The 26,019-nt window shown below is 41.2% G+C and carries 26 protein-coding genes; 20 read left to right on the top strand and 6 right to left on the bottom strand.

Annotation, left to right across the window (positions count from 1 at the left end; genetic code table 11):
• Window positions 1–671 precede the first annotated feature (671 nt).
• Complete coding sequence (gene tmaR, locus BO26_RS04950; protein ID WP_036769403.1) at window positions 672–989, top strand: PTS system regulator TmaR; 318 nt, start codon at window positions 672–674, stop codon at window positions 987–989.
• A gap of 46 nt (window positions 990–1,035) precedes the next feature.
• Here the strand turns inward: tmaR and BO26_RS04945 are convergent, their stop codons facing one another.
• Window positions 1,036–1,668, bottom strand: coding sequence for an SDR family oxidoreductase (locus tag BO26_RS04945; RefSeq protein WP_036769402.1), 633 nt, complete (start codon window positions 1,666–1,668; stop codon window positions 1,036–1,038).
• 161 nt (window positions 1,669–1,829) lie between these two features.
• A complete protein-coding gene (gene rne / locus BO26_RS04940) occupies window positions 1,830–4,892 on the bottom strand; it encodes a ribonuclease E (RefSeq protein WP_036769400.1) in 3,063 nt (1,020 codons plus the stop codon).
• Between the two features lie 557 nt (window positions 4,893–5,449).
• Between rne and rluC the strand changes: the two genes are divergently transcribed.
• Window positions 5,450–6,409: a 23S rRNA pseudouridine(955/2504/2580) synthase RluC gene (rluC, locus tag BO26_RS04935; protein WP_036769399.1), complete on the top strand. Its 960-nt coding sequence runs from the start codon at window positions 5,450–5,452 to the stop codon at window positions 6,407–6,409.
• Between the two features lies 1 nt (window position 6,410).
• Here rluC and BO26_RS04930 read toward each other — a convergent pair whose 3' ends face one another.
• Window positions 6,411–7,001: a Maf family protein gene (locus BO26_RS04930; RefSeq protein ID WP_036769398.1), complete on the bottom strand. Its 591-nt coding sequence runs from the start codon at window positions 6,999–7,001 to the stop codon at window positions 6,411–6,413.
• Between the two features lie 142 nt (window positions 7,002–7,143).
• Between BO26_RS04930 and yceD the strand changes: the two genes are divergently transcribed.
• The 18 genes from yceD to BO26_RS04840 all read left to right on the top strand — a co-directional run bounded on the left by yceD (window position 7,144) and on the right by BO26_RS04840 (window position 22,660).
• Entirely contained in the window at window positions 7,144–7,668 is a 525-nt protein-coding gene (gene yceD / locus BO26_RS04925) for a 23S rRNA accumulation protein YceD (RefSeq protein ID WP_036769396.1), read from the top strand.
• 12 nt (window positions 7,669–7,680) lie between these two features.
• Window positions 7,681–7,851 (top strand): 50S ribosomal protein L32, encoded by a 171-nt coding sequence (gene rpmF / locus BO26_RS04920; RefSeq protein ID WP_011147057.1) that lies wholly within the window; start codon window positions 7,681–7,683, stop codon window positions 7,849–7,851.
• A 30-nt stretch (window positions 7,852–7,881) separates the two neighbouring features.
• Window positions 7,882–8,919: a phosphate acyltransferase PlsX gene (gene plsX, locus BO26_RS04915; RefSeq protein WP_072023214.1), complete on the top strand. Its 1,038-nt coding sequence runs from the start codon at window positions 7,882–7,884 to the stop codon at window positions 8,917–8,919.
• Window positions 8,920–8,925: 6 nt separating this feature from the next.
• Window positions 8,926–9,879, top strand: a complete 954-nt coding sequence (locus BO26_RS04910; RefSeq protein WP_036769393.1) for a beta-ketoacyl-ACP synthase III — start codon at window positions 8,926–8,928, stop codon at window positions 9,877–9,879.
• Between the two features lie 18 nt (window positions 9,880–9,897).
• A complete protein-coding gene (gene fabD / locus BO26_RS04905) occupies window positions 9,898–10,830 on the top strand; it encodes an ACP S-malonyltransferase (RefSeq protein ID WP_036769391.1) in 933 nt (310 codons plus the stop codon).
• 8 nt (window positions 10,831–10,838) lie between these two features.
• On the top strand, window positions 10,839–11,573 hold the full coding sequence (fabG, locus tag BO26_RS04900; protein ID WP_036769389.1) for a 3-oxoacyl-ACP reductase FabG: 735 nt from the start codon (window positions 10,839–10,841) through the stop codon (window positions 11,571–11,573).
• A 154-nt stretch (window positions 11,574–11,727) separates the two neighbouring features.
• Window positions 11,728–11,964 carry an acyl carrier protein gene (gene acpP / locus BO26_RS04895; protein ID WP_015833846.1) on the top strand — a complete coding sequence of 79 codons (237 nt, stop codon included), beginning with the start codon at window positions 11,728–11,730 and terminating at the stop codon, window positions 11,962–11,964.
• Window positions 11,965–12,038: 74 nt separating this feature from the next.
• A complete protein-coding gene (gene fabF, locus BO26_RS04890; RefSeq protein WP_036769388.1) occupies window positions 12,039–13,280 on the top strand; it encodes a beta-ketoacyl-ACP synthase II in 1,242 nt (413 codons plus the stop codon).
• Between the two features lie 246 nt (window positions 13,281–13,526).
• Window positions 13,527–14,351: an aminodeoxychorismate lyase gene (pabC, locus tag BO26_RS04885; RefSeq protein ID WP_036769387.1), complete on the top strand. Its 825-nt coding sequence runs from the start codon at window positions 13,527–13,529 to the stop codon at window positions 14,349–14,351.
• A gap of 32 nt (window positions 14,352–14,383) precedes the next feature.
• The gene (mltG, locus tag BO26_RS04880) at window positions 14,384–15,409 is read left to right on the top strand and encodes an endolytic transglycosylase MltG (protein ID WP_036769386.1); all 1,026 of its coding nucleotides are present in this window, start codon (window positions 14,384–14,386) and stop codon (window positions 15,407–15,409) included.
• Window positions 15,406–16,044 carry a dTMP kinase gene (tmk, locus tag BO26_RS04875; protein ID WP_036769385.1) on the top strand — a complete coding sequence of 213 codons (639 nt, stop codon included), beginning with the start codon at window positions 15,406–15,408 and terminating at the stop codon, window positions 16,042–16,044. The genes mltG and tmk overlap by 4 nt, the downstream gene beginning before the upstream one ends.
• Window positions 16,044–17,027: a DNA polymerase III subunit delta' gene (gene holB, locus BO26_RS04870; RefSeq protein ID WP_036769442.1), complete on the top strand. Its 984-nt coding sequence runs from the start codon at window positions 16,044–16,046 to the stop codon at window positions 17,025–17,027. The genes tmk and holB overlap by 1 nt, the downstream gene beginning before the upstream one ends.
• 30 nt (window positions 17,028–17,057) lie before the next feature.
• Window positions 17,058–17,843, top strand: a complete 786-nt coding sequence (locus BO26_RS04865; RefSeq protein WP_036769384.1) for a metal-dependent hydrolase — start codon at window positions 17,058–17,060, stop codon at window positions 17,841–17,843.
• Between the two features lie 71 nt (window positions 17,844–17,914).
• On the top strand, window positions 17,915–18,265 hold the full coding sequence (hinT, locus tag BO26_RS04860; RefSeq protein ID WP_036769383.1) for a purine nucleoside phosphoramidase: 351 nt from the start codon (window positions 17,915–17,917) through the stop codon (window positions 18,263–18,265).
• Window positions 18,266–18,443: 178 nt separating this feature from the next.
• The gene (gene lpoB, locus BO26_RS04855) at window positions 18,444–19,013 is read left to right on the top strand and encodes a penicillin-binding protein activator LpoB (protein ID WP_036769382.1); all 570 of its coding nucleotides are present in this window, start codon (window positions 18,444–18,446) and stop codon (window positions 19,011–19,013) included.
• The gene (gene thiK, locus BO26_RS04850) at window positions 19,000–19,863 is read left to right on the top strand and encodes a thiamine kinase (protein WP_036769381.1); all 864 of its coding nucleotides are present in this window, start codon (window positions 19,000–19,002) and stop codon (window positions 19,861–19,863) included. The genes lpoB and thiK overlap by 14 nt, the downstream gene beginning before the upstream one ends.
• Window positions 19,864–19,915: 52 nt before the next feature.
• Window positions 19,916–20,938, top strand: coding sequence for a beta-N-acetylhexosaminidase (gene nagZ, locus BO26_RS04845; protein WP_036769380.1), 1,023 nt, complete (start codon window positions 19,916–19,918; stop codon window positions 20,936–20,938).
• Between the two features lie 417 nt (window positions 20,939–21,355).
• Window positions 21,356–22,660, top strand: a complete 1,305-nt coding sequence (locus tag BO26_RS04840; RefSeq protein ID WP_036769379.1) for an NAD(P)/FAD-dependent oxidoreductase — start codon at window positions 21,356–21,358, stop codon at window positions 22,658–22,660.
• An 88-nt stretch (window positions 22,661–22,748) separates the two neighbouring features.
• Here the strand turns inward: BO26_RS04840 and BO26_RS04835 are convergent, their stop codons facing one another.
• From BO26_RS04835 to BO26_RS04825, 3 genes are all read right to left on the bottom strand, one after another.
• A complete protein-coding gene (locus BO26_RS04835; protein WP_036769377.1) occupies window positions 22,749–24,407 on the bottom strand; it encodes a S8 family peptidase in 1,659 nt (552 codons plus the stop codon).
• A 204-nt stretch (window positions 24,408–24,611) separates the two neighbouring features.
• Window positions 24,612–25,040, bottom strand: coding sequence for an N-acetyltransferase (locus BO26_RS04830; protein WP_036769376.1), 429 nt, complete (start codon window positions 25,038–25,040; stop codon window positions 24,612–24,614).
• A gap of 122 nt (window positions 25,041–25,162) precedes the next feature.
• Entirely contained in the window at window positions 25,163–26,008 is an 846-nt protein-coding gene (locus BO26_RS04825; protein ID WP_036769373.1) for a TauD/TfdA dioxygenase family protein, read from the bottom strand.
• Between the last annotated feature and the right edge of the window lie 11 nt (window positions 26,009–26,019).

The raw sequence follows: 26,019 nt of genomic DNA, 5'->3' as shown, positions 1-26,019 counted from the left end.
ACTAATAAACTAATAAACTAATAAACTAATAAACTAATAAACTAATAAACTAATAAACTAATAAACTAATAAACTAATAAACTAATAAACTAATATTTTTTATTTGTTATAGTTTTTTGTTTAAATGGTTTTTTTATGTATTTTATAGGGGAATTTATAACGCATTCGTCTTAAAACATATGGAATACTGTGGAGGATATTTATCTCTTATTTAAAACTTTAATAATGATATTTTATGAAGTTAGTTTTAATTTTATTGGTTTTTAAATGATTTATTATTATTTTAATTTTCTGATATGTATGAAATAGGGATAGAGTTAATTGTCATTTATACGTATAGAAATTTTTCTTCCAATAGATCTGTCATTTGGTTTTCAGCCAGTTCTGACGTTCATCGTGCTTGAGAGCTGTTATGGTAAGAAATGGAGAGGTGAGGGAAGAAAGAATTTGGGCTTCTCTCAGAGAAGGATTGACTGTTTGTTATTCATTTGTAGCAGACAGTTTTTTTCGAACGATTCAGTGTGCTGAAGTGTTCAGCAAGAAGCTGGCAGGTTTCTGTAACCAATTAAAACCAATAAAGAATAGAAACTAGCTTGTCTATTAACGGTTTTAACCTGTATTGTGTAATTAGATTTATAATCTGTATGTTTAGGTTGAATAAAGGTAAGAAAATGGACAATGTAAATAAGCCGTCATTTCAGAATGTGTTGGAGTTTGTGCGTATGTTTCGTCGTAAGAATAAGTTACAGCGCGAAATAGCAGACAATGAAAAGAAAATACGTGATAACCAGAAACGTGTTTTATTGCTTGATAACCTGAGTGAATATATCAAGCCGGGTATGTCAATTGAGGATATCCAGAGCATTATTATGAATATGCGTAGTGACTATGAAGACCGTATAGACGATCACATCATTAAAAATGCGGATCTCTCCAAAGAGCGCCGTGAATTGTCCAAAAAGCTTAAGACAATAGGTGAGCTCAAGTAATATCATCAGATAACCACGCATTAATGCGTGGTTATTCCTTAATCGATTATGTAATAGCCCAATCGGGCTTAAGTTCTGGATCGACTAAGGCATAAATCTGTTGGTATGAAGATTCTTCTTCTGCCATTACTGCCAGTTCATGTGCAACATCTTTGCGACTTACCATACCGTGAATATCATCTTGATATCGTTGGCAATGGCCTGTTCCTGGTTTGTCTGTTAATCCACCTGGGCGAATAATTGTATAATTTAGAGAACTGGTCTGAAGGTAGCTTTCTGCCATTGATTTACGTCTGACAGACTGACCAAATAATGATTTGGCTCTGGGTGACAAGGTTTGCCAACTTTCTCCACAACCTATTGATGTGACAAGTAACATACGTGTTATTCCTGCTTTTTCAATAGCATCAATGATAGTTGTATTACCCAGGAGATCTGAATCAACCCCACCAATAGTAGAAAACACGATTGCTTGTGAGCTTGCATTCTGAATTGCTTGCTCAACATTTCCAGCATCACAGGCATCACCGTGTATCACTCTGACACCTACATCTCTAAGCTCGCAAGCTTGTTGGGAATTGCGGATAAGTGCAATTACGGGGCGTTTTTGTTGCAATGCGATAGCGACTAAATGGCGTCCAACCCCACTGCCTGCACCAAAAATGAGCCACGGTTTCATAGAATATTCTCCAGATTAAGTAAATAAACCAACAGGATGGTAACCGTGCAATCTAAACCTTATGTAGGTGGAATAAAATTAATAATGAGGATTTTTGTGGGGTGAGTGGCAAAAAAATGGCTCCTGAAAAAGAGCCATTCTGCTAATAGTAAATAATGTTGTTATTCGAAAAATTGAGGTTTAGCCATCGGGGAAGTGGCTGTGTTAGTCGCTGAATGGCCTCCCGCGCCTCCTTTCCCTTCGAAATTCGAAGAAGGCCGTTGCCACTCGTTGATAACAACAGATTGTTCAGTTATCTCTGGGGCTGGTGCTCTGGTCATTGGTGCATAAGCGTAATGACTTTTGACGATAGAAACAGGTTGTTTAATTGTTTCAGCCTCACTTTCTTCAACAATAGCCACTTCTGAAATTTCTTTAGGAACGACAATTTCTATTGCCTGAGATTGTTGTTCGAATTCAGTAGTAATTGGTGTTATTGCAACAGGTTCAATCGCTGTTGATTCTTGCAGCGCTGATTCAGTTTGTTGCAAAACAACATTGTTTTCTGCTGCAAAGGTTGCTTCCGGTTCGATTGCATCCTGAGCAGCATGAGCTTGTAGTACTTCTTCCACCTTAGGCAAGTCAGTGATGGTTTGTTCAGGCTCTGTTGCAATGACCACGGCAGGTACTGTTTCTGTCACTATCATTGGTAGAGATTTATTCTGTTGCTCAACGATTTTTTGCTCAGAGTCAAAAGTTTTCTCAGGAATATCGCTGGAAACAGGGACCACTGGATAACGAACCCAAACTTTACCAGAAGCCATTTCCGGTGAGGCAACCGCCATAGATAATGGTACCGGCGATTGAGGCAGATTTCTTTCATCACGGTAACGGCGACGGCGCTGGCCACTGACACGCAGATGACGAGGTGAACGGCGGGAGCGACGTGGCATAACGTTGTCTTGATTTTCAAGCGGTTGCTGTGGTTGAACTGTTTCAACCTGTGTTGTTTCAATTGGTATTGGTAATTGTTCTTCCGTGACAACAGGTGTTGGTAGCGGCAAGGAAGTGGCAACTGTCTTTTCTTTCACTTCATCGGTGATACGGATTTTTTGTTCAAGCTGACGGCGCTGGCGGCGCGGAATAACCGGCTGGCATTCTTCAACCTCATGTTCAACGATGTCTGGTTTATTGGTTTCCAGTTGCTGTTGACGTTTTTCTTCCTGACGACGGCGTTGACGTTCTGCTCGTTGCTCACGACGTTGCTGTTGCTGGGTTTCACGAGCTGTTGTATTTACGGTGTTGTTGTCTTGAACACCATTTTTTTGCTGAGCATGACGATTTTTCCGTTGTTCGTCACGATCACGGTTATTACGTTGCTCATCACGCAGGTTATTATCATCACGATCTTTACGTGAATGCTGGCGGCGCTGATTTCGTCGCTCAGAAAAGCGGCGGTTATCATGTCCAGACGATTTATTGTCTTTTCTTGGTATCGTTTCTTCTTCTGTACTGAATATTTTCTTCAAGGCAGTCAAGAAACGGCTTAATAAACCAGGTTGTTCCGTTTTAACCTGAGTAGGTTGGTTAGGTTTTTTCTCTTTTGCTTTACTTGATGATTGCTGGGTTGGCTCATCAGTTGATAAAGCGAAAGCAGAAATAGCAGGTTGCTCAGGACGTTTACGTTCAGGCTGGATATCTTCTTGGGGATTTGCCGCGCCAGTTTCATGAAACTGGGGCAGTAGATAACTCAAGGTAGAAACCTCTTCACCTTTACGCACACGTAGAACAGAGAAGTGCGGGGTTTGCATTTGATCGTTAGGAACGATCACGACTCCAACATCTCCCTGACGGCGTTCAATTGCACTGACCGCCTGGCGTTTTTCGTTTAACAGATATGACGCAATTTGTACCGGAACAATAGCATGTACTTGATGCGTGTTCTCTTTCAGGGCTTCTTCTTCAATCAGACGTAAGATGGACAATGATAGAGATTCGTTATCACGAATAGTACCGGTGCCGCTGCAACGCGGACAAACATGATGACTGGATTCACCCAGTGATGGGCTCAAACGCTGACGGGACATCTCCAGCAGGCCAAAGCGGGAAATACGACCAATCTGAATACGAGCACGATCTTGACGGACTGCATCACGCAGGCGGTTTTCTACTTCACGTTGATGGCGTACTGGTGTCATATCGATAAAGTCGATAACAATTAGACCGCCTAAGTCACGCAAGCGTAACTGACGGGCAATTTCATCTGCGGCTTCGAGATTAGTGTTAAAAGCGGTCTCTTCAATGTCACCTCCACGTGTTGCACGGGAAGAGTTAATATCAATCGCTGTTAACGCTTCTGTGGTATCGATAACTACGGCACCACCTGATGGCAGGCGAACTTCACGCTGAAACGCAGATTCAATCTGTGATTCAATCTGATAATGACTAAATAGAGGAACTTCTCCACTGTATAGTTTGATTTTGCTGGTGAAATCTGGGCGGCCAAGCGCAGTGATATGTTGACGTGCGAGGTCGAGAATCTTGGGATTGTCGATTAATATTTCACCAATATCTGGTCGTAGGTAGTCACGGAAAGCACGGACGATAACATTACTTTCCTGATGGATTAAGAATGGAGCAGAACGACTTTCGGCAGCTTTTTTAATAGCTTCCCAGTGCTTGAGACGGAATGACAAATCCCACTGTAGTGCTTCTGCGGATTTACCAACGCCAGCGGTACGAACGATTAGCCCCATACCTTCCGGGACTTCTAAAGATGCTAGGGCTTCTTTCAGTTCTGTGCGGTCATCACCTTCGATGCGGCGAGAAATACCGCCAGCGCGGGGATTGTTAGGCATTAGAACCAGATAACTGCCAGCTAAACTGATAAACGTTGTTAATGCAGCCCCTTTATTACCACGCTCTTCTTTATCGACTTGAACGATAACTTCCTGGCCCTCCTTCAGAACATCTTTGATATTAGGGCGACCATGAGGATGGTAGTTATTAGGGAAGTATTCGCGGGCTATTTCTTTAATAGGAAGGAAACCATGCCTTTCAGCTCCATAGTCAACAAAAGCGGCTTCCAGACTAGGTTCAATTCGGGTGATTTTACCTTTGTAGATATTTGCTTTTTTTTGCTCGTGTCCTGGACTTTCGATATCCAAATCATAAAGGCGTTGCCCATCAACCAGAGCAACACGCAACTCTTCTTGTTGAGTTGCGTTGATTAGCATTCTTTTCATTGTAACTTACTCATTATTTTTACATTAGTTATAGAGCTACGGGCAAATATAGATGAGCTACTAGTAACCGACGGTCTCGTGTCTTTTACAAATCCGCCAACCTCCCGGTTGTCGCTTGTATAGAGACGCATATTTTCGGTGAGCCTGAATTTTCACTTAAAAAACAGCGCTTTTCCCAGGAATAATCCGCAAATATAAATGAAGCAGATTTACTCCAATTCTAGTAAGCTGCTACCCGTAGCCCGCTAATTATTTGATTCCCCAGTACGTCTTACGCCATTGCTGCGTTTTTGTGCAATCAAACAAAGATCAAACATTCAACTTCGCCATCTAGAATTAAAAAACTGATGGTGCTTGCGCATTATTCCATTGCTGTTGGGGTGATAGCAAGGTGACTTTATGTCTTTAGGAGCTTTTTCTGATGAAATATGAATAAATAGTTAATATTTGGTCTTTGTCTTAAAGAGGAAAAGGCGACAGGGGGAAAGTATGCGTAATTTTTATTCATATTTAAAAATGGGTAGCGCTTCGCTTGAGGGGTAATTAAAATCTCTATCATGAAAACGAATAATCAAATTGTACAATTTGTCACTATTGATGACGATGAAGCTGGACAACGTGTTGATAACTTTCTATTAGCGCGTTTGAAGGGTGTTCCTAAGAGTATGATTTACCGGATTGTACGTAAGGGCGAAGTCCGGGTAAATAAAGGCAGGGTAAAACCTGAGTATAAATTGTCTGCGGGAGATGTAGTGAGAATTCCGCCTGTTCGGGTTGCAGAACGGCAAGAGGTAGCGGTTTCAGCTAAACTGCATAAAGTGGCTGCACTGGGTGATTGTATCTTATATGAAGACGACCACATTCTGGTGATTAATAAACCTTCCGGTACAGCTGTGCATGGAGGTAGCGGTTTAAGTTTTGGTGTTATTGAAGGGTTGCGGGTTTTGCGCCCGGAGGCAAAATTCCTTGAACTGGTTCACCGTTTAGATCGTGATACATCTGGAATTTTATTGATTGCGAAGAAACGCTCAGTTTTACGGGCTTTGCATGAACAATTACGGCTTAAACAGATGCAAAAGGATTATCTGGCGTTGGTACGGGGGCAATGGCAATCACATTGTAAGGTTGTTCAGGCCCCATTACTGAAAAATATTTTGCAAAGCGGTGAACGGATTGTGAAAGTGAGTGGTGAAGGTAAACCTTCTGAAACACGTTTTAAAATTGAAGAGCGCTTTACTAATGCAACGCTAGTGAGAGCCAGTCCAATAACCGGCCGGACTCATCAAATACGTGTTCATGCTCAATATGCAGGTCATCCGATTGCTTTTGATGATCGTTATGGCGACAAGACTTTTGATTCGCAGCTATCAGATATGGGCCTCAATCGCCTATTTTTACATGCGAGTGCGTTGAAATTTACCCATCCCTCGACAGGGGAGACATTACGTCTTGAAGCGCCGATGGATGGACAATTACACTCTTGCATAAAAATGTTGCGTCAAACTGTACGTAATTAAATTAACATGTAGCCGTCAGTGGATTTATCCCCTGGCGGATTAATAATTCAGTCAGTGTAATTAATGGTAAGCCGATAAGCGTATTCGGATCTTTCCCCTCAAGACGTTCAAATAAAGTGATTCCTAATCCTTCGCTTTTAAAGCTTCCGGCACAATTAAGAGGTTCTTCTGCTTTCAAATAAGCCCAGATTTCATCATTAGTGAGTTCCCTGAAATGAACATTGAATAATTCACAACGGGTATCTATAACCCCTGTTTTGCTATTAAAGAGAGAAACACCTGTATAAAAGGTGACGCAATGACCACTAGCTTGTCGTAATTGTTTAAATGCATTCTCGAAACTATGTGGTTTGCCGGTAATTTCGTTGTTAATAACACAAACTTGATCAGAACCAATAATTAAATGCTGAGAATATTTTGCTTGTAATGACTGAGCTTTAGTTTGTGCCAGACGTATAACGAGTTGTTCTGCGTTTTCATTAACTTGAGGTGTTTCATTCACCTCGGGAGCCACGCATATAAAGGGTAGATGGAGTTTTTCCAGTAACATACGGCGGTAAACAGATGTGGAGGCTAAAATGATTTGTGTCATAATTTTTCTAAAATACATGGCGAAATAATTGTAGGCATTTTAAACTAATCATTGCTTAATAAGCGAATATTTGGTGGAAAGGTGCAGATGTGTGGCCTTTTTCTTTGACTATATCTCATTACAAAGATAATATGCGCGCCTTATGCAAAAGGTAAAATTACCCCTGACCATTGATGCGCTCCGCGCAGCTCAGAAACGATTAGACTACAACGGTAGTTATTCACCTGAGCAAGTTTTGCGTATAGCGGAATCTGTGGTTAGCGTGGACAATGATGTAGACAGCGTTTTATCGTTTCAGATAGATAATCAACGTCTGGCAGTTGTGCGTGGGCATTCCGATGTGGATGTCACTCTTGAGTGCCAGCGTTGTGGCGGTAATTTCAGCCATCACGTTCACATAACATATTGTTTTAGCCCGGTCGTCAATGATGAACAGGCTGAAGCATTACCGGAAGAGTATGAGCCAATTGACGTTGATGGATTTGGCGAAATAGATTTGCTGGCGATGATTGAAGATGAAATAATTCTTTCTCTGCCGGTGGTCCCGGTACATGATTCTGAACACTGTGAAGTGTCCGACGCGGAAATGGTGTTTGGTGAATTACCTCCAGAGGCTGAAAAACCAAACCCATTTGCCGTATTAGCCAGCTTAAAGAAAAGTACTTAAGGAGTAAGGTCAATGGCCGTACAACAGAATAAACCAACTCGTTCTAAACGTGGTATGCGTCGTTCTCATGATGCACTGACTGCACCATTATTATCTGTAGACAAAACTTCTGGTGAAACTCACCTGCGTCACCATGTGACTGCTGATGGCTACTACCGTGGCCGCAAGGTCATCAACAAATAATCTCCGCTAGTCATTTAGCAAGTAGATACCTTGACTAATCTGACTGTAGCGTTAGATGCCATGAGCGGGGACTTTGGTCCTCGCGTTACGGTGCCTGCTGCATTGCAGGCACTGGCATCTAATCCAAAACTGAAATTATTGTTAGTTGGGCTTCCCGATATCATTTCTCCTTTGCTTGTAAATGCCGATGCTGAGCTACTCAGCCGTTTACAAGTGGTGCCTGCCGAACAGGTTGTAGCTAATGATGCTAAATTGTCGCAGGCAATTCGTGCTAGTCGCGGAACATCAATGCGAGTTGCACTGGATTTAGTTAAATCTGGTGAGGCGCAGGCGTGTGTCAGTGCTGGGAATACTGGAGTATTGATGGGTTTGGCCAAATTGATGCTAAAATCTATTGATGGCATCGAAAGACCTGCTTTGATGACAGTATTACCAAACCTGAAACAGCAGGGCACTTTGGTGTTGGACTTGGGGGCCAATGTTAATTGCGATAGCAGTATGCTTGTGCAATTCGCCATTATGGGTTCAGTAATGGCAGAGGAAGTCGTGGGTGTGGCTAATCCTCGGGTAGCATTACTAAACATCGGTACAGAAGAGAGTAAAGGGCTTGATAATATCCGCGAAGCCGCCACTATTTTAAAAAGCATTTCAACAATGAATTACATTGGTTATCTAGAAGGCGATCAATTGCTAACAGGTGAAACTGATGTATTGGTGTGTGACGGCTTCGCAGGTAACGTAACGTTGAAAACGCTGGAAGGAGCAATCAGGGTTATTTTATCCCTGCTTAAATCATCGGATGGGCAAAAGAAACAATTTTCCTGGTTGTTAAAGATAGTCGAGAAGTGGTTGCAAAAACGGATGACAAAACGCTTCGGTCACTTGAACCCTGACCAATATAATGGCGCATGTCTGTTAGGATTATATGGAATAGTAATCAAGAGCCATGGGGCGGCTAATGAACATGCGTTTAAAGCCGCAATCGAACAGGCTGTTCAGGCCGTTGAAAGGCAGGTTCCTGATAGAATCGCTGCACGCCTGGAAACAGCATTACCCAAGAGTGACTGAACATACATGTATACAAAAATTTTAGGTACAGGTAGTTATCTGCCTGCGCAAGTACGCACTAATGCTGATTTAGAAAAAATGGTGGATACCTCTGACGAGTGGATTGTTACCCGCACAGGTGTCCGTGAACGTCGTATTGCTACCGATGATGAAACTGTTGCTATCATGGGCTTTAGGGCTGCTGAAAAAGCAATTGAAATGTCGGGCATTGATAAAGATAAGATTGATTTAATCATTGTGGCAACGGCTTCATCCAGTCATGCTTTCCCAAGTTCTGCGTGCCAAATTCAGTACATGTTGGGGACCCAAAATTCAGCTGCTTTTGATATTTCTGCCGCTTGCTCTGGTTTTGCTTATGCACTGGGTATTGCTGACAAGTTTATAAAAACCGGTGCTGCAAAATATGCGTTGGTTATCGGTTCTGATTCTATTACCAGAACACTTGATCCAGAAGATCGCGGAACACTTGTTCTGTTTGGTGATGGCGCGGGTGCTATGGTAGTCGGTGCCTCTGATGAACCTGGAATTCTTTCAACTCACCTTCATGCAAACGGTGGTTATGGTGAATTATTGGTGTTGCCTCATCAGGATCGCAGGAATCTGAAAAAGCCGGCATATGCCAGCATGATTGGTAATGAAGTATTTAAAATCGCAGTTCGTGAATTGGCTAATTTGGTTGATGAAACATTAGAAGCAAATAATTTATCGCATAGTGCGTTGGATTGGCTGGTACCTCATCAGGCTAATTTACGTATTATTGCAGCGACAGCTAAAAAGTTACACATGACTATGGATAAAGTCGTAGTGACGTTGGATCGTCATGGTAATACTTCTGCGGCATCGGTACCCACTGCATTTGATGAGGCGGTACGCGATGGCCGGATTAAGCGTGGCCAGTTGATTTTGATTGAAGCTTTTGGTGGGGGCCTTACCTGGGGTTCAGCACTGATACGTTTTTAATTTGACAGGAAAATGAACATGTCTGAATTTGCAATGGTATTTCCTGGCCAAGGTTCTCAATCCCTTGGTATGTTGGCCGATTTGGCCGCAGAGTTCCCTGTTGTGGAACACACTTTTGCTGAAGCATCTGATGTGCTGGGATATGATCTTTGGGCCTTGGTTCAGCAGGGGCCGGCAGAAGAACTGAATAAAACATGGCAAACCCAACCCGCATTACTAGCAGCTTCAGTTGCTATTTGGCGGGTTTGGCAGGAAAAAGGTGGAAAAGCGCCAGCACTGATGGCAGGACATAGCCTAGGTGAATATTCTGCATTGGTTTGCGCAGGTGTCATTGATTTCAAACAGGCGATTGAACTTGTTGAACTGCGTGGCAAATTGATGCAAGAGGCTGTGCCCGAAGGCACTGGTGCAATGTATGCAATTATTGGCTTGGATAATGAATCTATTGACAGAGCCTGTAAAGAAGCAGCTCAGGGGCAAATTGTTTCTCCTGTTAACTTTAATTCACCTGGACAGGTTGTTATTGCAGGTGAGAAAGAGGCTGTAGAACGTGCTGGTGTTGCATGCAAGGCCGCAGGCGCGAAACGTGCACTGCCTTTGGCAATCAGTGCACCATCCCATTGCGCACTGATGAAACCAGCCGCAGATAAGTTGGCAGTTGTTTTGAACGGAATTGAATTTAGTCATCCTCAGTTCCCAGTGGTAAACAATGTTGATGTGAAAATAGAACAATCTGCTGAAGCTATCCGTGATGCACTGGTACGACAACTCTATAATCCTGTCCGTTGGACGGAAACAGTTGAATTTATTGCTGGACAGAGTGTCGGACAGCTATTAGAAATAGGGCCAGGTAAGGTTTTGACAGGTTTGACTAAACGAATTGTCGATACTTTAAGCGCAGCAGCGGTTAATGACACAATTTCATTAGCAACCGCATTGGAAAATAATTGAGGAATAACATGAGATTAGATGGAAAAATTGCACTGGTAACAGGTGCTAGCCGCGGAATCGGTCGTGCAATTGCTGAGTTATTAGCTGAACGTGGAGCCTGTGTTATTGGTACAGCAACGAGTGAAAAAGGCGCTGAGGTCATCAGTGCTTACCTTGGTGAAAAGGGCAAGGGGTTTGTGCTGAATGTTACTGATCAGGCATCTATTGAACAGGTTATGTCCACCGTTCGTACAGAGTTTGGTGAAATTGACATATTAGTTAATAATGCCGGCATTACTTGTGATAACTTGGTGATGCGCATAAAAGATGATGAGTGGCAAAATGTTATTGACACTAATCTTTCTTCCGTTTTCCGTATGTCAAAAGCGGCAATGCGTTCTATGATAAAAAAACGTTATGGCCGTATCATTTCTATCGGTTCTGTTGTTGGAGCAATAGGTAACCCAGGTCAAGCGAGCTATGCGGCAGCGAAAGCCGGACTTATTGGTTTCAGTAAAACATTGGCTCGTGAAGTTGTTTCCCGTGGTATAACGGTTAACGTTGTCGCGCCAGGGCTTATCGAAACCGATATGCTCAGAGCATTGCCAGACGAGCAGTTAGAAAGCTTTTCGAAGGACATACCGACTAAACGACTTGGGGATGTGAAAGAAATTGCCAGTGCTGTGGCTTTCTTAGCTTCTGATGAGGCAGCCTACATCACAGGTGAAACAATACATGTCAATGGCGGCATGTATATGAGCTAAAAAATGAGCGAACCAGTTGCATTTTTTGTGTTAGATAACGCAAAATAGAGCAAGATTGTGGTTCGACCAGCCGGGATTTGGTTGCATCTTTTCCTGTATTTTATAAACTACGAAAACCATCGCGAAAGCGAATTTTGATAGGAAATTTAATAGCATGAGCACTATTGAAGAACGCGTTAAAAAAATCATCGTTGAACAGCTAGGTGTTAAAGAGGAAGAAGTTGTTAATTCAGCTTCTTTTGTTGATGACTTGGGCGCTGATTCTCTTGACACAGTTGAACTGGTAATGGCTCTGGAAGAAGAGTTTGATATCGAGATTCCAGACGAAGAAGCAGAAAAAATCACTACAGTTCAGGCAGCTATTGATTACGTCCAGAACGAAAGCAAATAAGTGAACACACCTAGGCGGTCATTCGACCGCCTATGTTTCTGCCCTAAATCTATTTCCCTCCCTGGAGGATAAGCGTGTCTAAGCGTCGAGTAGTTGTGACCGGACTAGGCATGTTATCTCCTGTCGGTAATACAGCTGAATCTTCTTGGAAAGCTGTTTGTGCCGGACAGAGTGGTATCAGCCTGATTGACCATTTTGACACCAGTCACCATGCAACTAAATTTGCTGGTCTGGTTAAAGATTTTAATCATGAAGATTTTAACATTTCGCGCAAAGATGCGCGAAAAATGGATGATTTCATTCAATATGGTATTGCAGCAGGTATGCAAGCCATTGAAGATTCCGGAATCGAAGTAACAGAAGCCAATGCTAGTCGTTTTGGTGCTGCTATTGGTTCTGGTATTGGTGGTTTGGGTCTTATTGAGGAAAATCATGGCGCATTGGTGGCTAATGGTCCCCGTAAGATCAGCCCATTCTTTGTGCCTTCTACGATTGTAAATATGGTAGCAGGTCATCTGAGTATTATTTACGGTTTACGTGGCCCAAGCATTTCTATTGCTACAGCATGTACGTCAGGAGTACATAATATCGGTCATGCAGCTCGTATAATTGCTTACAATGATGCTGACATTATGTTGGCAGGTGGTGCGGAAAAAGCCAGTACTCCTCTGGGGGTTGGTGGATTTGGTGCTGCCCGTGCTTTGTCTACTCGTAATGATGATCCTCAGAGTGCAAGCCGCCCATGGGATAAAGGCCGTGATGGTTTTGTTCTGGGAGATGGCGCCGGTATTTTGGTTCTGGAAGAATACGAGCACGCTAAGAAACGTGGTGCGAAGATTTATGCAGAAATCGTAGGTTTTGGTATGAGCAGTGATGCCTACCATATGACGTCGCCACCAGAAAATGGTGCTGGTGCTGCGTTAGCGATGGAAAATGCTTTAAAAGATGCTGGTATTACCACTGAACAAGTCGGATATATCAATGCACACGGTACTTCAACACCAGCGGGTGACTTAGCTGAAGCCCATGCCGTCGAAGCAGTATTTGGTAAAGGTACTGATGTTTTAGTCAGCTCAACCAAGTCAATGACTGGTCATTTACTGGGCGCAGCTGGTGCAGTGGAATCTATTTTCACAATTTTGGCCCTGCGTGATCAGATTGTTCCACCTACTATCAATCTGGAAAATCAGGATGAAAATTGCCGTCTGGATTTTGTTCCTAATGAATCCCGTAAAGTAGAAGGTATGGAATATGCACTGTGTAACTCTTTCGGCTTTGGTGGTACGAACGGTTCACTGATTTTCCGTAAGATATAAACTTTATTGACCTGTAAAGCTTGATGTTACAAATACGTGCTAGTTAAGATCCCTCTAGGTATGATTTTGTAAATACTTTAAGGCAACAGCATAAAAAGCTCCAATAACTTAATAATTATTGGGGCTTTTTTATAGCAATTTCAGTTTCTACGGGCATTTTTGCACTCATAACAGCTATATACTATGATACTTTTTCTTGATAGGTTAGCTGAAATGCCTCTTTTGAGTAATTAAGAATAAAATCGTATGTATTGGATTAATGGAGAGCCGTGTGACTATTTGCCTGTAAATGATCGTTCAGTTCAATTTGGTGATGGTTGTTTCACAACAGCAAAAATAGAACAGGGACAAGTTGCCTTGTTGTCATTGCATATTAAAAGATTACAAAAAGGAGTTGAAAAGTTACATCTTCCACAACCTGATTGGCAACGGCTTGAAAGCCATATAAAGCAGATTGCTTCTACTTCTGAGCAGGGAGTACTCAAGGTCATCCTTTCTCGTGGAACTGGGGGGCGTGGTTACAGCACTCAAGGATTTACACAACCAAATCAGATTTTATTTCTCAGCCCTTATCCTGAACACTATCTGAGACAGCGCGAGAAAGGGCTTTCCTTAGTACTTAGTCCAATACCTATGGGGATAAATCCCTATCTTGCTGGAATTAAACATCTTAACCGATTGGAACAAGTATTGATTAAATCGTTTATCGAAAAATCAAATGCCGATGAAGCTTTGGTACTTGATACAGATGGTTTGTTGATCGAATGTTGTACTGCAAACATTTTCTGGCGCAAAGGGAAATATGTGTATACTCCTGACTTGCAGAGTAGTGGCGTTGAAGGAGTGATGCGGGAAAGAATAATGCAGTTACTATCAGAAAGTGATTATTACCTGTCCTGTATAAACCATTATCCTGAGACATTGGCTTGTGCAGACGAAGTGATAGTCTGTAATTCTTTAATGCCGGTGATACCTGTCAGCGAAATTCAGGCGCATGAAAATCGGCCTGCATGGAAATATCAGTCAAGGGAGCTGTATGAATATTTGCTTCCTGAATGTCTGAAGTTGTAATTTACGCTGTGTTTAGGTGATTAGATTAATTGATGAAACGGAAAAAATGTCTTTTTGCCTTATTGGCTTCGATAGTCTTTACGGTAGCAATATTACTTTATGCTGGTTATAAAAAAGTTGAAAAATTTGCAGATCAAACACTCGCAATTAAACAAAATCGAATATTTACTTTACCAGCAGGTATTGGCCGTTATGGTTTAGAAACATTACTGATTCAGGATAGTTTGATTAAAGATAGTCATATTTTCCCTTGGTTATTAAGGCTGGAGCCAAAACTTGCCGAGTTTAAAGCGGGTACTTACCAGTTAACCCGAGAAATGACTTTGCGGGAAATGTTGCAATTATTCTCCAGTGGTAAAGAGGCACAGTTCACGGTCCGTTTTGTTGAAGGCAGCCGTTTGTCTGATTGGTGGAAAATACTACAACAGTCTGAATATCTTAAGCATGAACTGGATGATAAAGGTGTTCAGGAATTAGCTGAGATTCTGGGTATCAAGGATACTGATACTTTAGAAGGATGGCTCTATCCTGATACTTATCTCTACACGGCAGGTACAAGCGATGTAGCGTTACTGAAACGGGCATACCGACAGATGAAAATGACGCTCGAAGAAGAATGGAAAGGTCGTGCTAAAGACCTGCCCTATAAAAATGCTTATGAAATGTTGATCATGGCGTCGATAATTGAGAAAGAAACAAGTATTGAAGCGGAGAGAACAAAAGTTGCTTCTGTATTTATTAACCGCTTGCGGATGAATATGCGGCTACAAACTGATCCGACGGTGATCTATGGTTTAGGTGAGAAATATAGAGGTACTATTTTTCGTAAAGATTTAACCACGTTGACGCCATACAATACTTATATGATCAATGGCTTACCGCCAACACCAATTGCTATGCCCGGTCTTGCTTCGATAAAAGCTGCCGCGCATCCAGCAAAAACTGAATTTCTTTATTTTGTGGCGGATGGTAAAGGTGGTCATACTTTCACGACCAATCTGGCTGCACATAACAGGGCGGTGAATATTTACCGGCAGGGATTAAGACAAGGCAAATGAACAGCAAATTTATTGTTATTGAAGGGCTGGAAGGCGCCGGAAAAACCTCAGCGATGAAAACGGTCGTTGCACTATTGAAGCAGCACGGTATTCAAGATTTAGTTTTTACCCGCGAACCGGGAGGAACACCGCTGGCGGAAAAGCTGCGTGAGTTGATTAAGCAAGGTATTGAAGATGAACCTCTGACGGATAAAGCAGAAGTGCTGATGTTATATGCAGCCAGGGTTCAATTGGTTGAAAATGTGATTAAACCTGCTTTGGCTCGTGGTGCATGGGTTGTTGGTGATCGTCATGATCTTTCTTCTCAGGCTTATCAGGGAGGTGGGCGTGGTATTGATAAAAACTTGATGACCTCGTTGCGTGATACCGTCCTTGGTAGTTTTCGTCCTGATCTGACTATTTATCTTGACCTTCCTCCTCAAGTTGGTTTGTTACGAGCTTGTCAGCGTGGAGAATTAGACAGAATTGAAAAAGAGTCGATAGATTTCTTTGATCGTACTCGCACTTGTTATCTGGAATTTGCGGCGCAGGATAAGAGTATTGTGACAGTTGACGCTTCCCAACCAATAGATCGGGTACAAGCAGATATTTGCCTGGTACTTGAGCAATGGTTGAAACAGCAGGAAAATTGCTGATGAACTGGTATCCATGGCTTAGTCAGGCATATCGTCAGTTGGTGGAGTCTCATCAGCAAGGCCGCGGCCATCACGCTTTATTGCTCCATGCTAATGCAGGAACAGGGGCTGATGTATTGATATATGGATTAAGCCGTTGGTTGATGTGCCAGAATAAACAGGAGATGAAAAGTTGTGGGGAGTGTCATAGCTGCCGTCTGATGATGGCAGAAACTCATCCAGATTGGCATATTATGTCACCGGAAAAGGGTAAAACCAGTATCGGTGTTGAAATGGTACGTCAGATTACGGAAACACTTTATCGCCGCTCCCAGCAAGGCGGTGTAAAAATTGTGTGGTTACCTTCAGCCGAAGGTTTGACAGATGCGGCTGCCAATGCATTATTGAAAACACTGGAAGAACCACCAGAATATACCTATTTTCTTTTGGAATGCCAGCAACCAACCCGCCTTCTGGCAACTTTGCGCAGCCGTTGTTTTTATTATTTTCTTCCTGTACCCCAGGCGGAGATCAGTCTTTATTGGCTACAAAAACAGTTGCCTTCAATTTCTTCGAATGATGCAATGACTGCATTGAAACTGTCTCAAGGAGCGCCTGTTGCGGCGGAGCGGTTACTGCAACCGGAGCAATGGCAGATACGGAAACAGTTTTGTCAGGCTATTGAACAGGCGTTGGATAAACGCGATGCTTTGTCACTTTTGCCCCAATTAAATCACGAAAATGCGCCGCAATGTCTTCATTGGCTTATCAGCTTATTACTTGATGCGGTCAAGTGGCAGCGGCAGGCGCAGAGTTATTGTATCAATCAGGATCAACAAACGCTGATTTATCAATTGAGTGTCATGCATACTACTGCTGTTTTACTGCAAAATATTAATGATTGGACATATTGCCGTCATCAGCTACTTTCAGTAGTGGGCGTAAACTGGGAGCTGTTACTAACAGAGCAATTGCTCAATTGGGAAAAACAGTTTAATTCATAACCCTGAAATCTTTTTGTATACGAGTTTAATATGTTGTTAGTTGATTCACACTGTCATCTCGATTGCCTTGATTATGAAAATCTACATAAAGATGTGGATGATGTTGTTGTAAAAGCGGCAGATCGGGAGGTGAAATTCATGCTGGCAGTAGCGACGACGCTACCCGGTTTCCGGCAAATGAAAACTTTGATTGGTGAACGGGAGAATATTGTGTTTTCCTGCGGTATTCACCCACTTAATTTGGATGAAGGCTATGATTTTGATGAATTGGCACATTTAGCTGCCGGTGATGAAGTTGTTGCTCTGGGTGAAACTGGGCTGGATTATTATTATCAACAGGATAACGCAGAACTACAGCGAACTTCATTTCGTGAACATATTCGTATTGGCCGTAAGCTTAATAAGCCTGTTATTGTTCATACCCGTAGTGCTCGTGATGACACTTTGAGGGTATTGCGTGAAGAGCATGCACAAGAATGCGGTGGTGTTTTACACTGTTTTACCGAAGATAAAGACACCGCCAGGGAATTACTGGATTTAGGTTTCTATATTTCATTCTCTGGGATTGTAACTTTCCGCAATGCAGAGCAAATTCGTGAAGCGGCAAGATATGTACCGTTAGATCGTATTTTGATTGAAACTGATTCCCCTTATCTTGCGCCAGTACCACATCGTGGCAAAGAAAATCAGCCTGCATACGTGCGTGATGTAGCGGAATATATGGCTGTGCTCAAAGGCGTAAGTATTGAGGAAATGGCTAAAGTTACCACGCAGAATTTCTGTGATCTATTTCATGTTGAAATATATAAAAACTGATCTATCAGCTTAAACTTGTGGTTTGTAAGCATTCATATCTCTCAGTGTTATTTAAATAAAAGGAAAATGTGATGGCAGAAGAAACTATTTTTAGTAAAATTATCCGCCGTGAAATCCCTTCTGATATTGTTTATCAGGATGATTTGGTCACTGCATTTCGTGATATTTCTCCGCAGGCACCGACGCATATTCTGATTGTTCCAAATGTTTTGATCCCAACGGTGAATGATGTGAAGCCAGAACATGAATTAGTGCTGGGGCGAATAATGACGGTTGCCGCAAAAATTGCTGAACAAGAAGGTATTGCAGAAGATGGATATCGTTTGATTATGAACTGTAACCGCCATGCAGGGCAGGTAGTGTACCATATCCACATGCATTTGATTGGTGGTTGTCATTTAGGGCCACTACTGGCGAAGTGAATGTGAAGCATCCATATTTATTTACATAGGCAGATATCCGGGGGAATAGTCGGTTCAGGATGACCCCGGATATTCAAATGAATGCTACTGATTTTATTACTGGGTTGAACTGATAATCAATTGCGGGTGTCACAGCAGGAATTTATCCGTTTTTTAACTCTGTAATTGGAATAGATTGATGAAAAGAATTATTTTTGTAGCACTATCGGTCATGTTGTTGGCTGGTTGTCCATCTTTACCACCGCAACAGCCTGAGCCTCCAGCTCCGGTAAAACCTGTGCCCTCACAGGAAAAACCGATATCACCACCTGATAAGGTCCCAGAGCCGCCTAAAATGCGCATAGTTGACTGGGAAGGGACGATGCAACCATTAGTAGAACAAATGGTTAAGACTAATGGGTTGGGAAATGGGAAGTTATTGTTAATTGATACGGTAAAGAACAATACCAACGGCGTGCTGCAAACCACGCAAGCAACAGAGGCTTTGCGCCAGGCTGTTAGTAGCAAGAATGTTTTTGAATTAGTTTCCCCAAATCAGATACAGAGCGCCCGTCAATCTTTGGGTCTGTCTGAAGAAGACAGCTTGGGATTACGCAGTAAGGCTATTGGCCTGGCTCGCTATTTGAGTGCGGATTATGTTCTCTATTCCATAGTTTCAGGTAACAGTGATAAGCGTGACATCGTCATGCAACTGATGTTGGTGCAAACGGGTGAGATTCTCTGGTCGGGAGTTGGTGACGTTAAATAATCATGATTGTTTATTAGAGGCGTTGTGTAGGCAATGGCCTCATACAACAGTAAACGATTGGCAGATAAAACCGCTAAGCGGTATGACAAATGAAAGCCATTATGCGACTAATGGCGAATACCATATTGTCGGTCGCAGACAGGGACAGCAAGGGAGTCAGCTTGGTGTTAATCGTCAACGTGAGAATGCTATTCTGCGCCATCTCAGTCGGATAGAAATTGCTCCGCAAGTGATTGCTATGGATCGCCATTGGTTATTATTGGAATGGTTACCCGGTTATACCGTTGGGCAAGATGAGTTTTCTCAGTCTGATTTTTTGCAAAAATTGGCGGCACTATTGGTCACTTTGCATCATCAGCCTCTGTTCGGTTATCCACTTCAACTACGGCATCAATTAGAAAGCCAGTGGTTGCAAATCGATAAAGCTCGCCTTACTCCTTGCTGGTTACGGCTACATAAACGTTTTATCTCCTCTCCAATGCCTTCAATACTGAAATTGTCACCGGTTCATATGGATGTTCATTGCGGTAATTTAATTAATACGCATCAGGGACTAAAACTCATTGACTGGGAATATGCAGCGGATACAGATATTGGGTTCGCACTGGCCACGTTGTTTCGGACTAATGATTGGGATGGATCGCAGCAACAGGTGTTTTTGAACTATTATTGTGGTCAGCCATCGGGATACCTGGATCGAACATTATTGGAACAACAGATTAAACGTTGGCAACCTTGGGTTGATTATATGCTTTTAATGTGGTTTGAAGTGCGTTGGAAACAGAGCAGCAATCGGCAATTTTTAGAATTAGCACAGCGGTTACGTCTCTCTTTTGGTCTGACGTTTTAATCTATTACGCTGCATTGATTGCGGTATATTTACAATACAAGTGAGGAATGTTATGGGTCCGGTAATGTTAGATGTTGTCAGTTATGAGCTGGATAGTGAAGAAAAGGAAATTTTGCAACATCCATTAGTGGGCGGTTTAATTCTGTTTACCCGTAATTTTCATGATGTTGAGCAATTAGGTGAATTAGTCCGTCAGATTCGTAAGGCTTCCCGTCATCGTCTTGTGATTGCTGTTGATCAGGAAGGTGGCAGAGTTCAGCGTTTCCGTGAAGGTTTCACTCGTTTACCTGCGGCTCAGTCTTTTGCTGGATTGGGTGATAACCTTAATGGCATGAAATTGGCGGAAGAAGCGGGTTGGTTAATGGCATCCGAAATGATTGCAATGGATATCGACATCAGTTTTGCCCCCGTTCTGGACTTAGGCCATCAGTGTGCGGCTATTGGTGAGCGTTCATTCCATAAAGATCTTGAACAGGCCACGATTATGGCAGAGCACTTTATTAAAGGTATGCATTCGGCTGGTATGAAATCGACGGGTAAACACTTTCCGGGACATGGTACTGTCTGTGCTGACTCTCATAAAGAAACGCCTCACGATGATCGCCCGCTGGAACTCATTTATCATCATGACATGTCTATTTTTCGTGATTTTATCCAGCGTAATTTGTTGGATGCGATTATGCCGGCTCATGTGATTTATTCTCAGGTGGATAAATATCCAGCCAGCGGATCATCATATTGGTTGAAATCAGTACTGCGTCAGCAATTGGGCTTTAATGGCGTGATATTTTCGGATGATCTTTCTATGGAGGGGGCAGTAGTTATGGGAAGTTACGCTGAACGTGGGCAGGCTGCATTGAATGCTGGCTGTGACATGATTCTGATATGTAACAACCGTGATGGGGCAGTCAGTGTGCTTGATAACTTGCCTCAGACCAAAGCGGAGAAAGTATCAGCATTGTATCATCAGGGAGGTCAATTCAGTTTGAATGAGTTAAAGGATTCAAAACGCTGGCAGCAGGCTAACAAAGCATTAACCGCTTTACATGAGAAATGGCAGAGTTGTGTGCGGTGATTTGTAAAGTCATATCTTATGTTTGCTCTATTGCTAAACAAATGACATTCGATGTTGATTATGCGGGAAAATTTCCCGCTTTTTTATGTGCATAATGTAGTCACACATTTTGGAATTTCTTTGATATTAGTTTTTTTAAGACCTATTCTTGCTGGCATATTTTATTTTCCATGTAAATAGGAAAGAGATACAAACGAGAGATGAACCGAACTAACTGGAAATAAATTGACAATTTTTGTGATTGATGTTTATTTATTCAAAAGAATTTGATGTTGTTCAATTTTGGTATGACCCATTAACCAGCCGTGATATTATGTAACTATCACATCAGTTATTTATTTCAAACTAAATGTTATCTAAGAATATTGAAACAATATTCTTAGATAACATTTGATTTGCATTTTTAGTGGAGTAGTCATGTCAACACCAAAGAAGAGAATTGTGATCATTGGTGGAGGTGCTGGTGGTTTGGAACTGGCAACCAGTCTGGGGCATAAGTTGGGACGAAAAAAGAAAGCTGAAATTGTGCTGGTGGATCGCAACCAAAGCCATTTGTGGAAGCCATTGTTGCATGAAGTCGCGACAGGATCACTGGACGATGGTGTTGATGCATTGAGTTATTTGGCTCATGCTCGTAACCACTATTTCACTTTCCAATTGGGAACCTTAACTGATATTCACCGTGATACAAAAAAGATTTCTTTAGCTGAGATCCGGGATGAATATAACGAGATACTGGTTCCTGAGCGTGAACTGAGTTATGACATTCTGGTTATGGCTCTGGGTAGTAAGTCCAATGATTTTGGTACGCAGGGTGTAAAAGATCACTGTATCTTCCTGGATAATCCGCAACAAGCTCATCGTTTCCATAATGAAATGTTAAATCTGTTCCTTAAGTATTCTGCCAGTGGTGCTCAGAAGGATAAGGTTAATATTGCTATTGTTGGTGGTGGTGCGACGGGCGTTGAATTGTCGGCGGAATTACACAATGCAGTAAAACAGCTTAACAGCTATGGTTTCGAGGGACTTAATTCAAAAGCGTTAAACGTTACGTTAGTCGAAGCTGGAGAGCGTATTTTGCCAGCACTGCCAACACGTATTTCTTCTGCGGCACATCAAGAGCTGACAAAGCTTGGCGTTCAGGTATTGACCAAAACGATGGTGACGAGTGCTGATGAATATGGATTGAATACTAAAGAGGGTGAGCTGATTAAAGCTGATCTAATGGTATGGGCTGCTGGTATCAAAGCACCGGATTTTATGAAAGATATTGCAGGTCTTGAAACTAATCGGATTAACCAGCTGGTGGTGAAACCAACATTGCAAACGACACTTGATGACCATATTTTTGCGATTGGTGATTGTGCATCATGCTCAAAGAAAGAGGGTGGTTTTGTTCCACCAAGAGCACAGGCGGCTCACCAAATGGCCAGCCGTTGTCATAGCAATATTATTGCGTTGCTGAATAACAGTCCGTTAAAAGAGTATGTTTATAAAGATCATGGTTCTTTGGTGTCGTTATCTAAATTCAGTACGGTTGGTAGTCTGATGGGTAATCTGATGCGTGGTTCAATGATGATAGAAGGTCGTGTGGCGCGTGCGGTCTATATTTCTTTATATCGTATGCATCAGGTAGCTTTACATGGTTATATTAAAACTGGCTTGATGATGTTGGTGGGTGGAATTAACCGTGTCATTCGTCCACGATTAAAATTGCATTAATTGTTTATTTGATTAAGGCTATCTGCGATTAGCAGATAGCCTTGTGCTTTATAAGACATAACCTTTTTACTTGAAATAACTTACTCAATTAAGAAAATAGACGATCAATGAGTTTGAAAGCATTTGCGACATTCGGACGCGAGCCAATTCCCTGTAGTTCTCCTATTGAAAGGCCACTGCTTTTAACCAATGTTGCTATTTGAGAGCAATTAAGATATTTATGATATTTTGATTTTACATAAGACTGAATGAGTGCTAATGCACCTGAGACTAACGGTGTTGCACTGGATGTCCCATTATAGCTACGAGTATAGTTTCTATTATTTCCTGGTAGGCGTTGTAAGTTTGAATATCCAGTGGTTGTGACATTCTCACCCCAGGAATTTAAACTGGTATGGAGATTATGATTGGAAAAGCCTAACCTGTGTCCATTAATTGATGTACAGGCGCCGATCATAATACCACCAGGATCGCCATAATTAGGGAAAGTGAAGTCATAGGCTAAATTAATACCACTATTACCAGAAGCAAAAATAATGATTGCCCCTGCGTCGGCACAACTTTTTATTTTTTGCCAATTAGATGCTAAATAGGTAAAAGGATAATATCTATTATTGGCTACAATTTGAATATTTAAACTAATAATATCTCCTGGTAAAAAGTTATATATGATTCTATCAAAATCATCGACATCATAAAAACGGAATTGACATTCGTGAGCAATGCCAGTCACACCGAATTTATTATCCTTTGCGGAAATACAGCCGGTGGCGGCTGTGCCGTGATTACAATCTTGTGTTTCTGGGCGACTATTGATAACTGTAATATTACCAACCAGATCTTCATGGTTTCTGTAAACACCAAAATCAAGGTGGTGTACAGTGATACCTTGACCTTTATAACCTTCAGTCCAGGCATTTCGGATATTCATACCATTGTGCTCGTCTAAATATCCCTGTAGATGTGAAAAATCAGGTGTAGTGGTATCAGCAGTGAATTTGGAGGGGATCTTTTGTGCTAAAAGCAAAGGAGGTGGGGGCATATTTTTCAGCTCAGGCATGAGAGAGCAAAACTCGACATAATCCAGTTTTTCCAGCTCATTGGCTAATTTTACTAAATCAGAATGACTAATATCAGCGTTCATTTTATAAAGATAAGTTAATTTACTAAATTCTGGAGTTTTCCATATTTTTTTATCGAAATCTTCTTTATCAAAAATCGGCCTTATATCTATTTTATGCTTAAATGAATTAAAAATAGGTAATAAATCAACCCTTTCGACTTCGAATCTTTTTAATCCATCGGTAGAAAACATGATCTCAAGATGGTACTTTAAATTATCATTTAGAATATGATTGTTTCCTTTTAGAGAGGTAATTCTATCTTTAGATAGAGTTTGTTTCGGAGGGATATGGTTAATATTAATATCATTACTTGCATTTTTATTTATTGCCTTATCTATATCAAATAGCAAGTCTGATTCTTTTATCTCTATATTTTCTGGTGTAAGGATTTTAATAGTTTTACCGTCTTTAATGATAGTGGTTTCTATTATATAATTTGCGGGTTTAAGAGAAGTAAAACAAGCGAGTTGATTATCTTCACTGTAACATTCATATATCTCTTTTGTGGTTAAATTGGTTAATGTATATTTTATTACTGTATCTTTATCCATTTTACCATGACATTTAAGATATAGATTCCCGTCAAATTTGGCAGATTTAAAATACTTCAGAGATATGGACATTGTTATTTTCCTCTTTAGTGTTAATTGCCTCCTTAGTATAACTATAGTTGGGTATTTAAAATTATTATTATTTCTCAGTCCATAGAGAGTGATTGGACTATCTATATTGACTATTACTGAGTGTGATTTTAAAATAAAATTATAATCTATCGGGAAATAAATTTCTCATTTCTTTAGATTATAATGCGGGTTTGATTGAAAAGGTCAGTTTCTAATATATTCCATTAATAGTGATGGATAACCTGTATTTTTATCTATTATTTTCTCTTTTTCTGTGAAACCACAATTAAGATAGAAATTGATGGAATTTGTATTTTGGCAATAAACTTCTAACTCCAGTTTATTCCGTAGGTTTTTCGCATAGTTGATAAGTTGTTTCCCGATACCTTTTCCTTGCTCTGATGGTGCAACAAAGATCGCAGCAATACTATTTTCATACAAGCTAAAAAAACCTATTACAGAACCTTGCTTTTCATATACATAATTCTCTGATAATGGAATATAGATATTTCTCATATCATCTACTTTGCTTTTCCAGAAATCAGCATCAATAAATTTATGGGCAATCAATGATGCTGATAACCAAATATGCAGAATAGCATCCATGTCCTGTGTGTTATAAGAGCGAATCATTATTGACTCCCGAATTTGTTTTAGCTTTAGCTGGTTATTAATGCTTGCACTGGTAATGCCGGCAGCATACTACAATGGGAGTCAAAATAATAGTCTTTCTAGTTTTTTGTTGGTTAAGAATACTATGACCTTAACGCTTGATTATTAAAGACCGGATTAGATTGGATATGGATTCTCTGTAAATGCCGTTCAGATTTGGAGGTAAACCCTTCACGTCCATGTAGTAGAGAGAAATTATCCACAATTACCAGATCGCCTTTTCGCCAGGCATGGGCATATAAATGGCGTTTGTCGTACAAGATGTTTATGAAATCTTGCTGGAATTCGGCTACTTGATCAGAGCTGATATTATGGTATTCAATATTATGTTTATTCAGGAACTTTTCACCGTCTATTGCTGGTTCATTATATCTGATGACGTAGCCGTTTCCGTCCGGGTGCTCTTCTAGTAGAGGAGAATGAACTTCTCCGCCATAATGAGTGACTTTATTAATACGATAAGTAACAGAGATATTTTTCCATTGCTCTAATTGTTGCTGAGTAGCATTAGCAATAACGCGACGGGTATTGACAAAGGTTGTCCTGCCTCCTTGATCACTTTCAGGCGCGTGGGCACAATAAAACATAATAAATTCGGGAATTGTTGGTTTATACATGCCATCCCAGTGAAGCGGCATATAGCTGTTATCAAAGACATGATCGGTAGCATCTTGATGTTCACGAACATCTAAGATAGCACCAAACGGCCACATCATTATTTCTCCCCAATTACGGGCATATTCTTCATATTTTTCGTGATCGAATAAGTTAGATTTGAAACCACGTAATATAAGCAGATTGTGTTTTTTAGTCAGCTCTTTCAGTTTTTCCACTGATAGAGTATCAATATGTTGATCGGAATATTGAGGTGTAATTTTTAGACCAAAAGGAATTATCTCTTCTGTCTGAAATTTATTTAATTCTGTCATCATCTTTTTCC

Source organism: Photorhabdus australis DSM 17609 (assembly GCF_000711895.1).
Taxonomy (GTDB): domain Bacteria; phylum Pseudomonadota; class Gammaproteobacteria; order Enterobacterales; family Enterobacteriaceae; genus Photorhabdus; species Photorhabdus australis.
This window is presented reverse-complemented; position numbering and strand designations above follow the sequence as displayed.

What these genes read in the sequence shown, in the direction of transcription:
- holB (WP_036769442.1), top strand. Translation starts at nt 16,044, where the DNA reads ATGAACTGGTATCCATGGCTTAGTCAGGCATATCGTCAGTTGGTGGAG.
- BO26_RS04930 (WP_036769398.1), bottom strand. Translation starts at nt 7,001, where the DNA reads ATGACACAAATCATTTTAGCCTCCACATCTGTTTACCGCCGTATGTTA.
- rluC (WP_036769399.1), top strand. Translation starts at nt 5,450, where the DNA reads ATGAAAACGAATAATCAAATTGTACAATTTGTCACTATTGATGACGAT.
- tmaR (WP_036769403.1), top strand. Translation starts at nt 672, where the DNA reads ATGGACAATGTAAATAAGCCGTCATTTCAGAATGTGTTGGAGTTTGTG.
- BO26_RS04840 (WP_036769379.1), top strand. Translation starts at nt 21,356, where the DNA reads ATGTCAACACCAAAGAAGAGAATTGTGATCATTGGTGGAGGTGCTGGT.
- fabD (WP_036769391.1), top strand. Translation starts at nt 9,898, where the DNA reads ATGTCTGAATTTGCAATGGTATTTCCTGGCCAAGGTTCTCAATCCCTT.
- BO26_RS04865 (WP_036769384.1), top strand. Translation starts at nt 17,058, where the DNA reads ATGTTGTTAGTTGATTCACACTGTCATCTCGATTGCCTTGATTATGAA.
- BO26_RS04830 (WP_036769376.1), bottom strand. Translation starts at nt 25,040, where the DNA reads ATGATTCGCTCTTATAACACACAGGACATGGATGCTATTCTGCATATT.
- yceD (WP_036769396.1), top strand. Translation starts at nt 7,144, where the DNA reads ATGCAAAAGGTAAAATTACCCCTGACCATTGATGCGCTCCGCGCAGCT.
- mltG (WP_036769386.1), top strand. Translation starts at nt 14,384, where the DNA reads ATGAAACGGAAAAAATGTCTTTTTGCCTTATTGGCTTCGATAGTCTTT.
- BO26_RS04910 (WP_036769393.1), top strand. Translation starts at nt 8,926, where the DNA reads ATGTATACAAAAATTTTAGGTACAGGTAGTTATCTGCCTGCGCAAGTA.
- tmk (WP_036769385.1), top strand. Translation starts at nt 15,406, where the DNA reads ATGAACAGCAAATTTATTGTTATTGAAGGGCTGGAAGGCGCCGGAAAA.
- nagZ (WP_036769380.1), top strand. Translation starts at nt 19,916, where the DNA reads ATGGGTCCGGTAATGTTAGATGTTGTCAGTTATGAGCTGGATAGTGAA.
- lpoB (WP_036769382.1), top strand. Translation starts at nt 18,444, where the DNA reads ATGAAAAGAATTATTTTTGTAGCACTATCGGTCATGTTGTTGGCTGGT.
- hinT (WP_036769383.1), top strand. Translation starts at nt 17,915, where the DNA reads ATGGCAGAAGAAACTATTTTTAGTAAAATTATCCGCCGTGAAATCCCT.
- BO26_RS04945 (WP_036769402.1), bottom strand. Translation starts at nt 1,668, where the DNA reads ATGAAACCGTGGCTCATTTTTGGTGCAGGCAGTGGGGTTGGACGCCAT.
- BO26_RS04835 (WP_036769377.1), bottom strand. Translation starts at nt 24,407, where the DNA reads ATGTCCATATCTCTGAAGTATTTTAAATCTGCCAAATTTGACGGGAAT.
- rne (WP_036769400.1), bottom strand. Translation starts at nt 4,892, where the DNA reads ATGAAAAGAATGCTAATCAACGCAACTCAACAAGAAGAGTTGCGTGTT.
- BO26_RS04825 (WP_036769373.1), bottom strand. Translation starts at nt 26,008, where the DNA reads ATGACAGAATTAAATAAATTTCAGACAGAAGAGATAATTCCTTTTGGT.
- acpP (WP_015833846.1), top strand. Translation starts at nt 11,728, where the DNA reads ATGAGCACTATTGAAGAACGCGTTAAAAAAATCATCGTTGAACAGCTA.
- fabG (WP_036769389.1), top strand. Translation starts at nt 10,839, where the DNA reads ATGAGATTAGATGGAAAAATTGCACTGGTAACAGGTGCTAGCCGCGGA.
- rpmF (WP_011147057.1), top strand. Translation starts at nt 7,681, where the DNA reads ATGGCCGTACAACAGAATAAACCAACTCGTTCTAAACGTGGTATGCGT.
- pabC (WP_036769387.1), top strand. Translation starts at nt 13,527, where the DNA reads ATGTATTGGATTAATGGAGAGCCGTGTGACTATTTGCCTGTAAATGAT.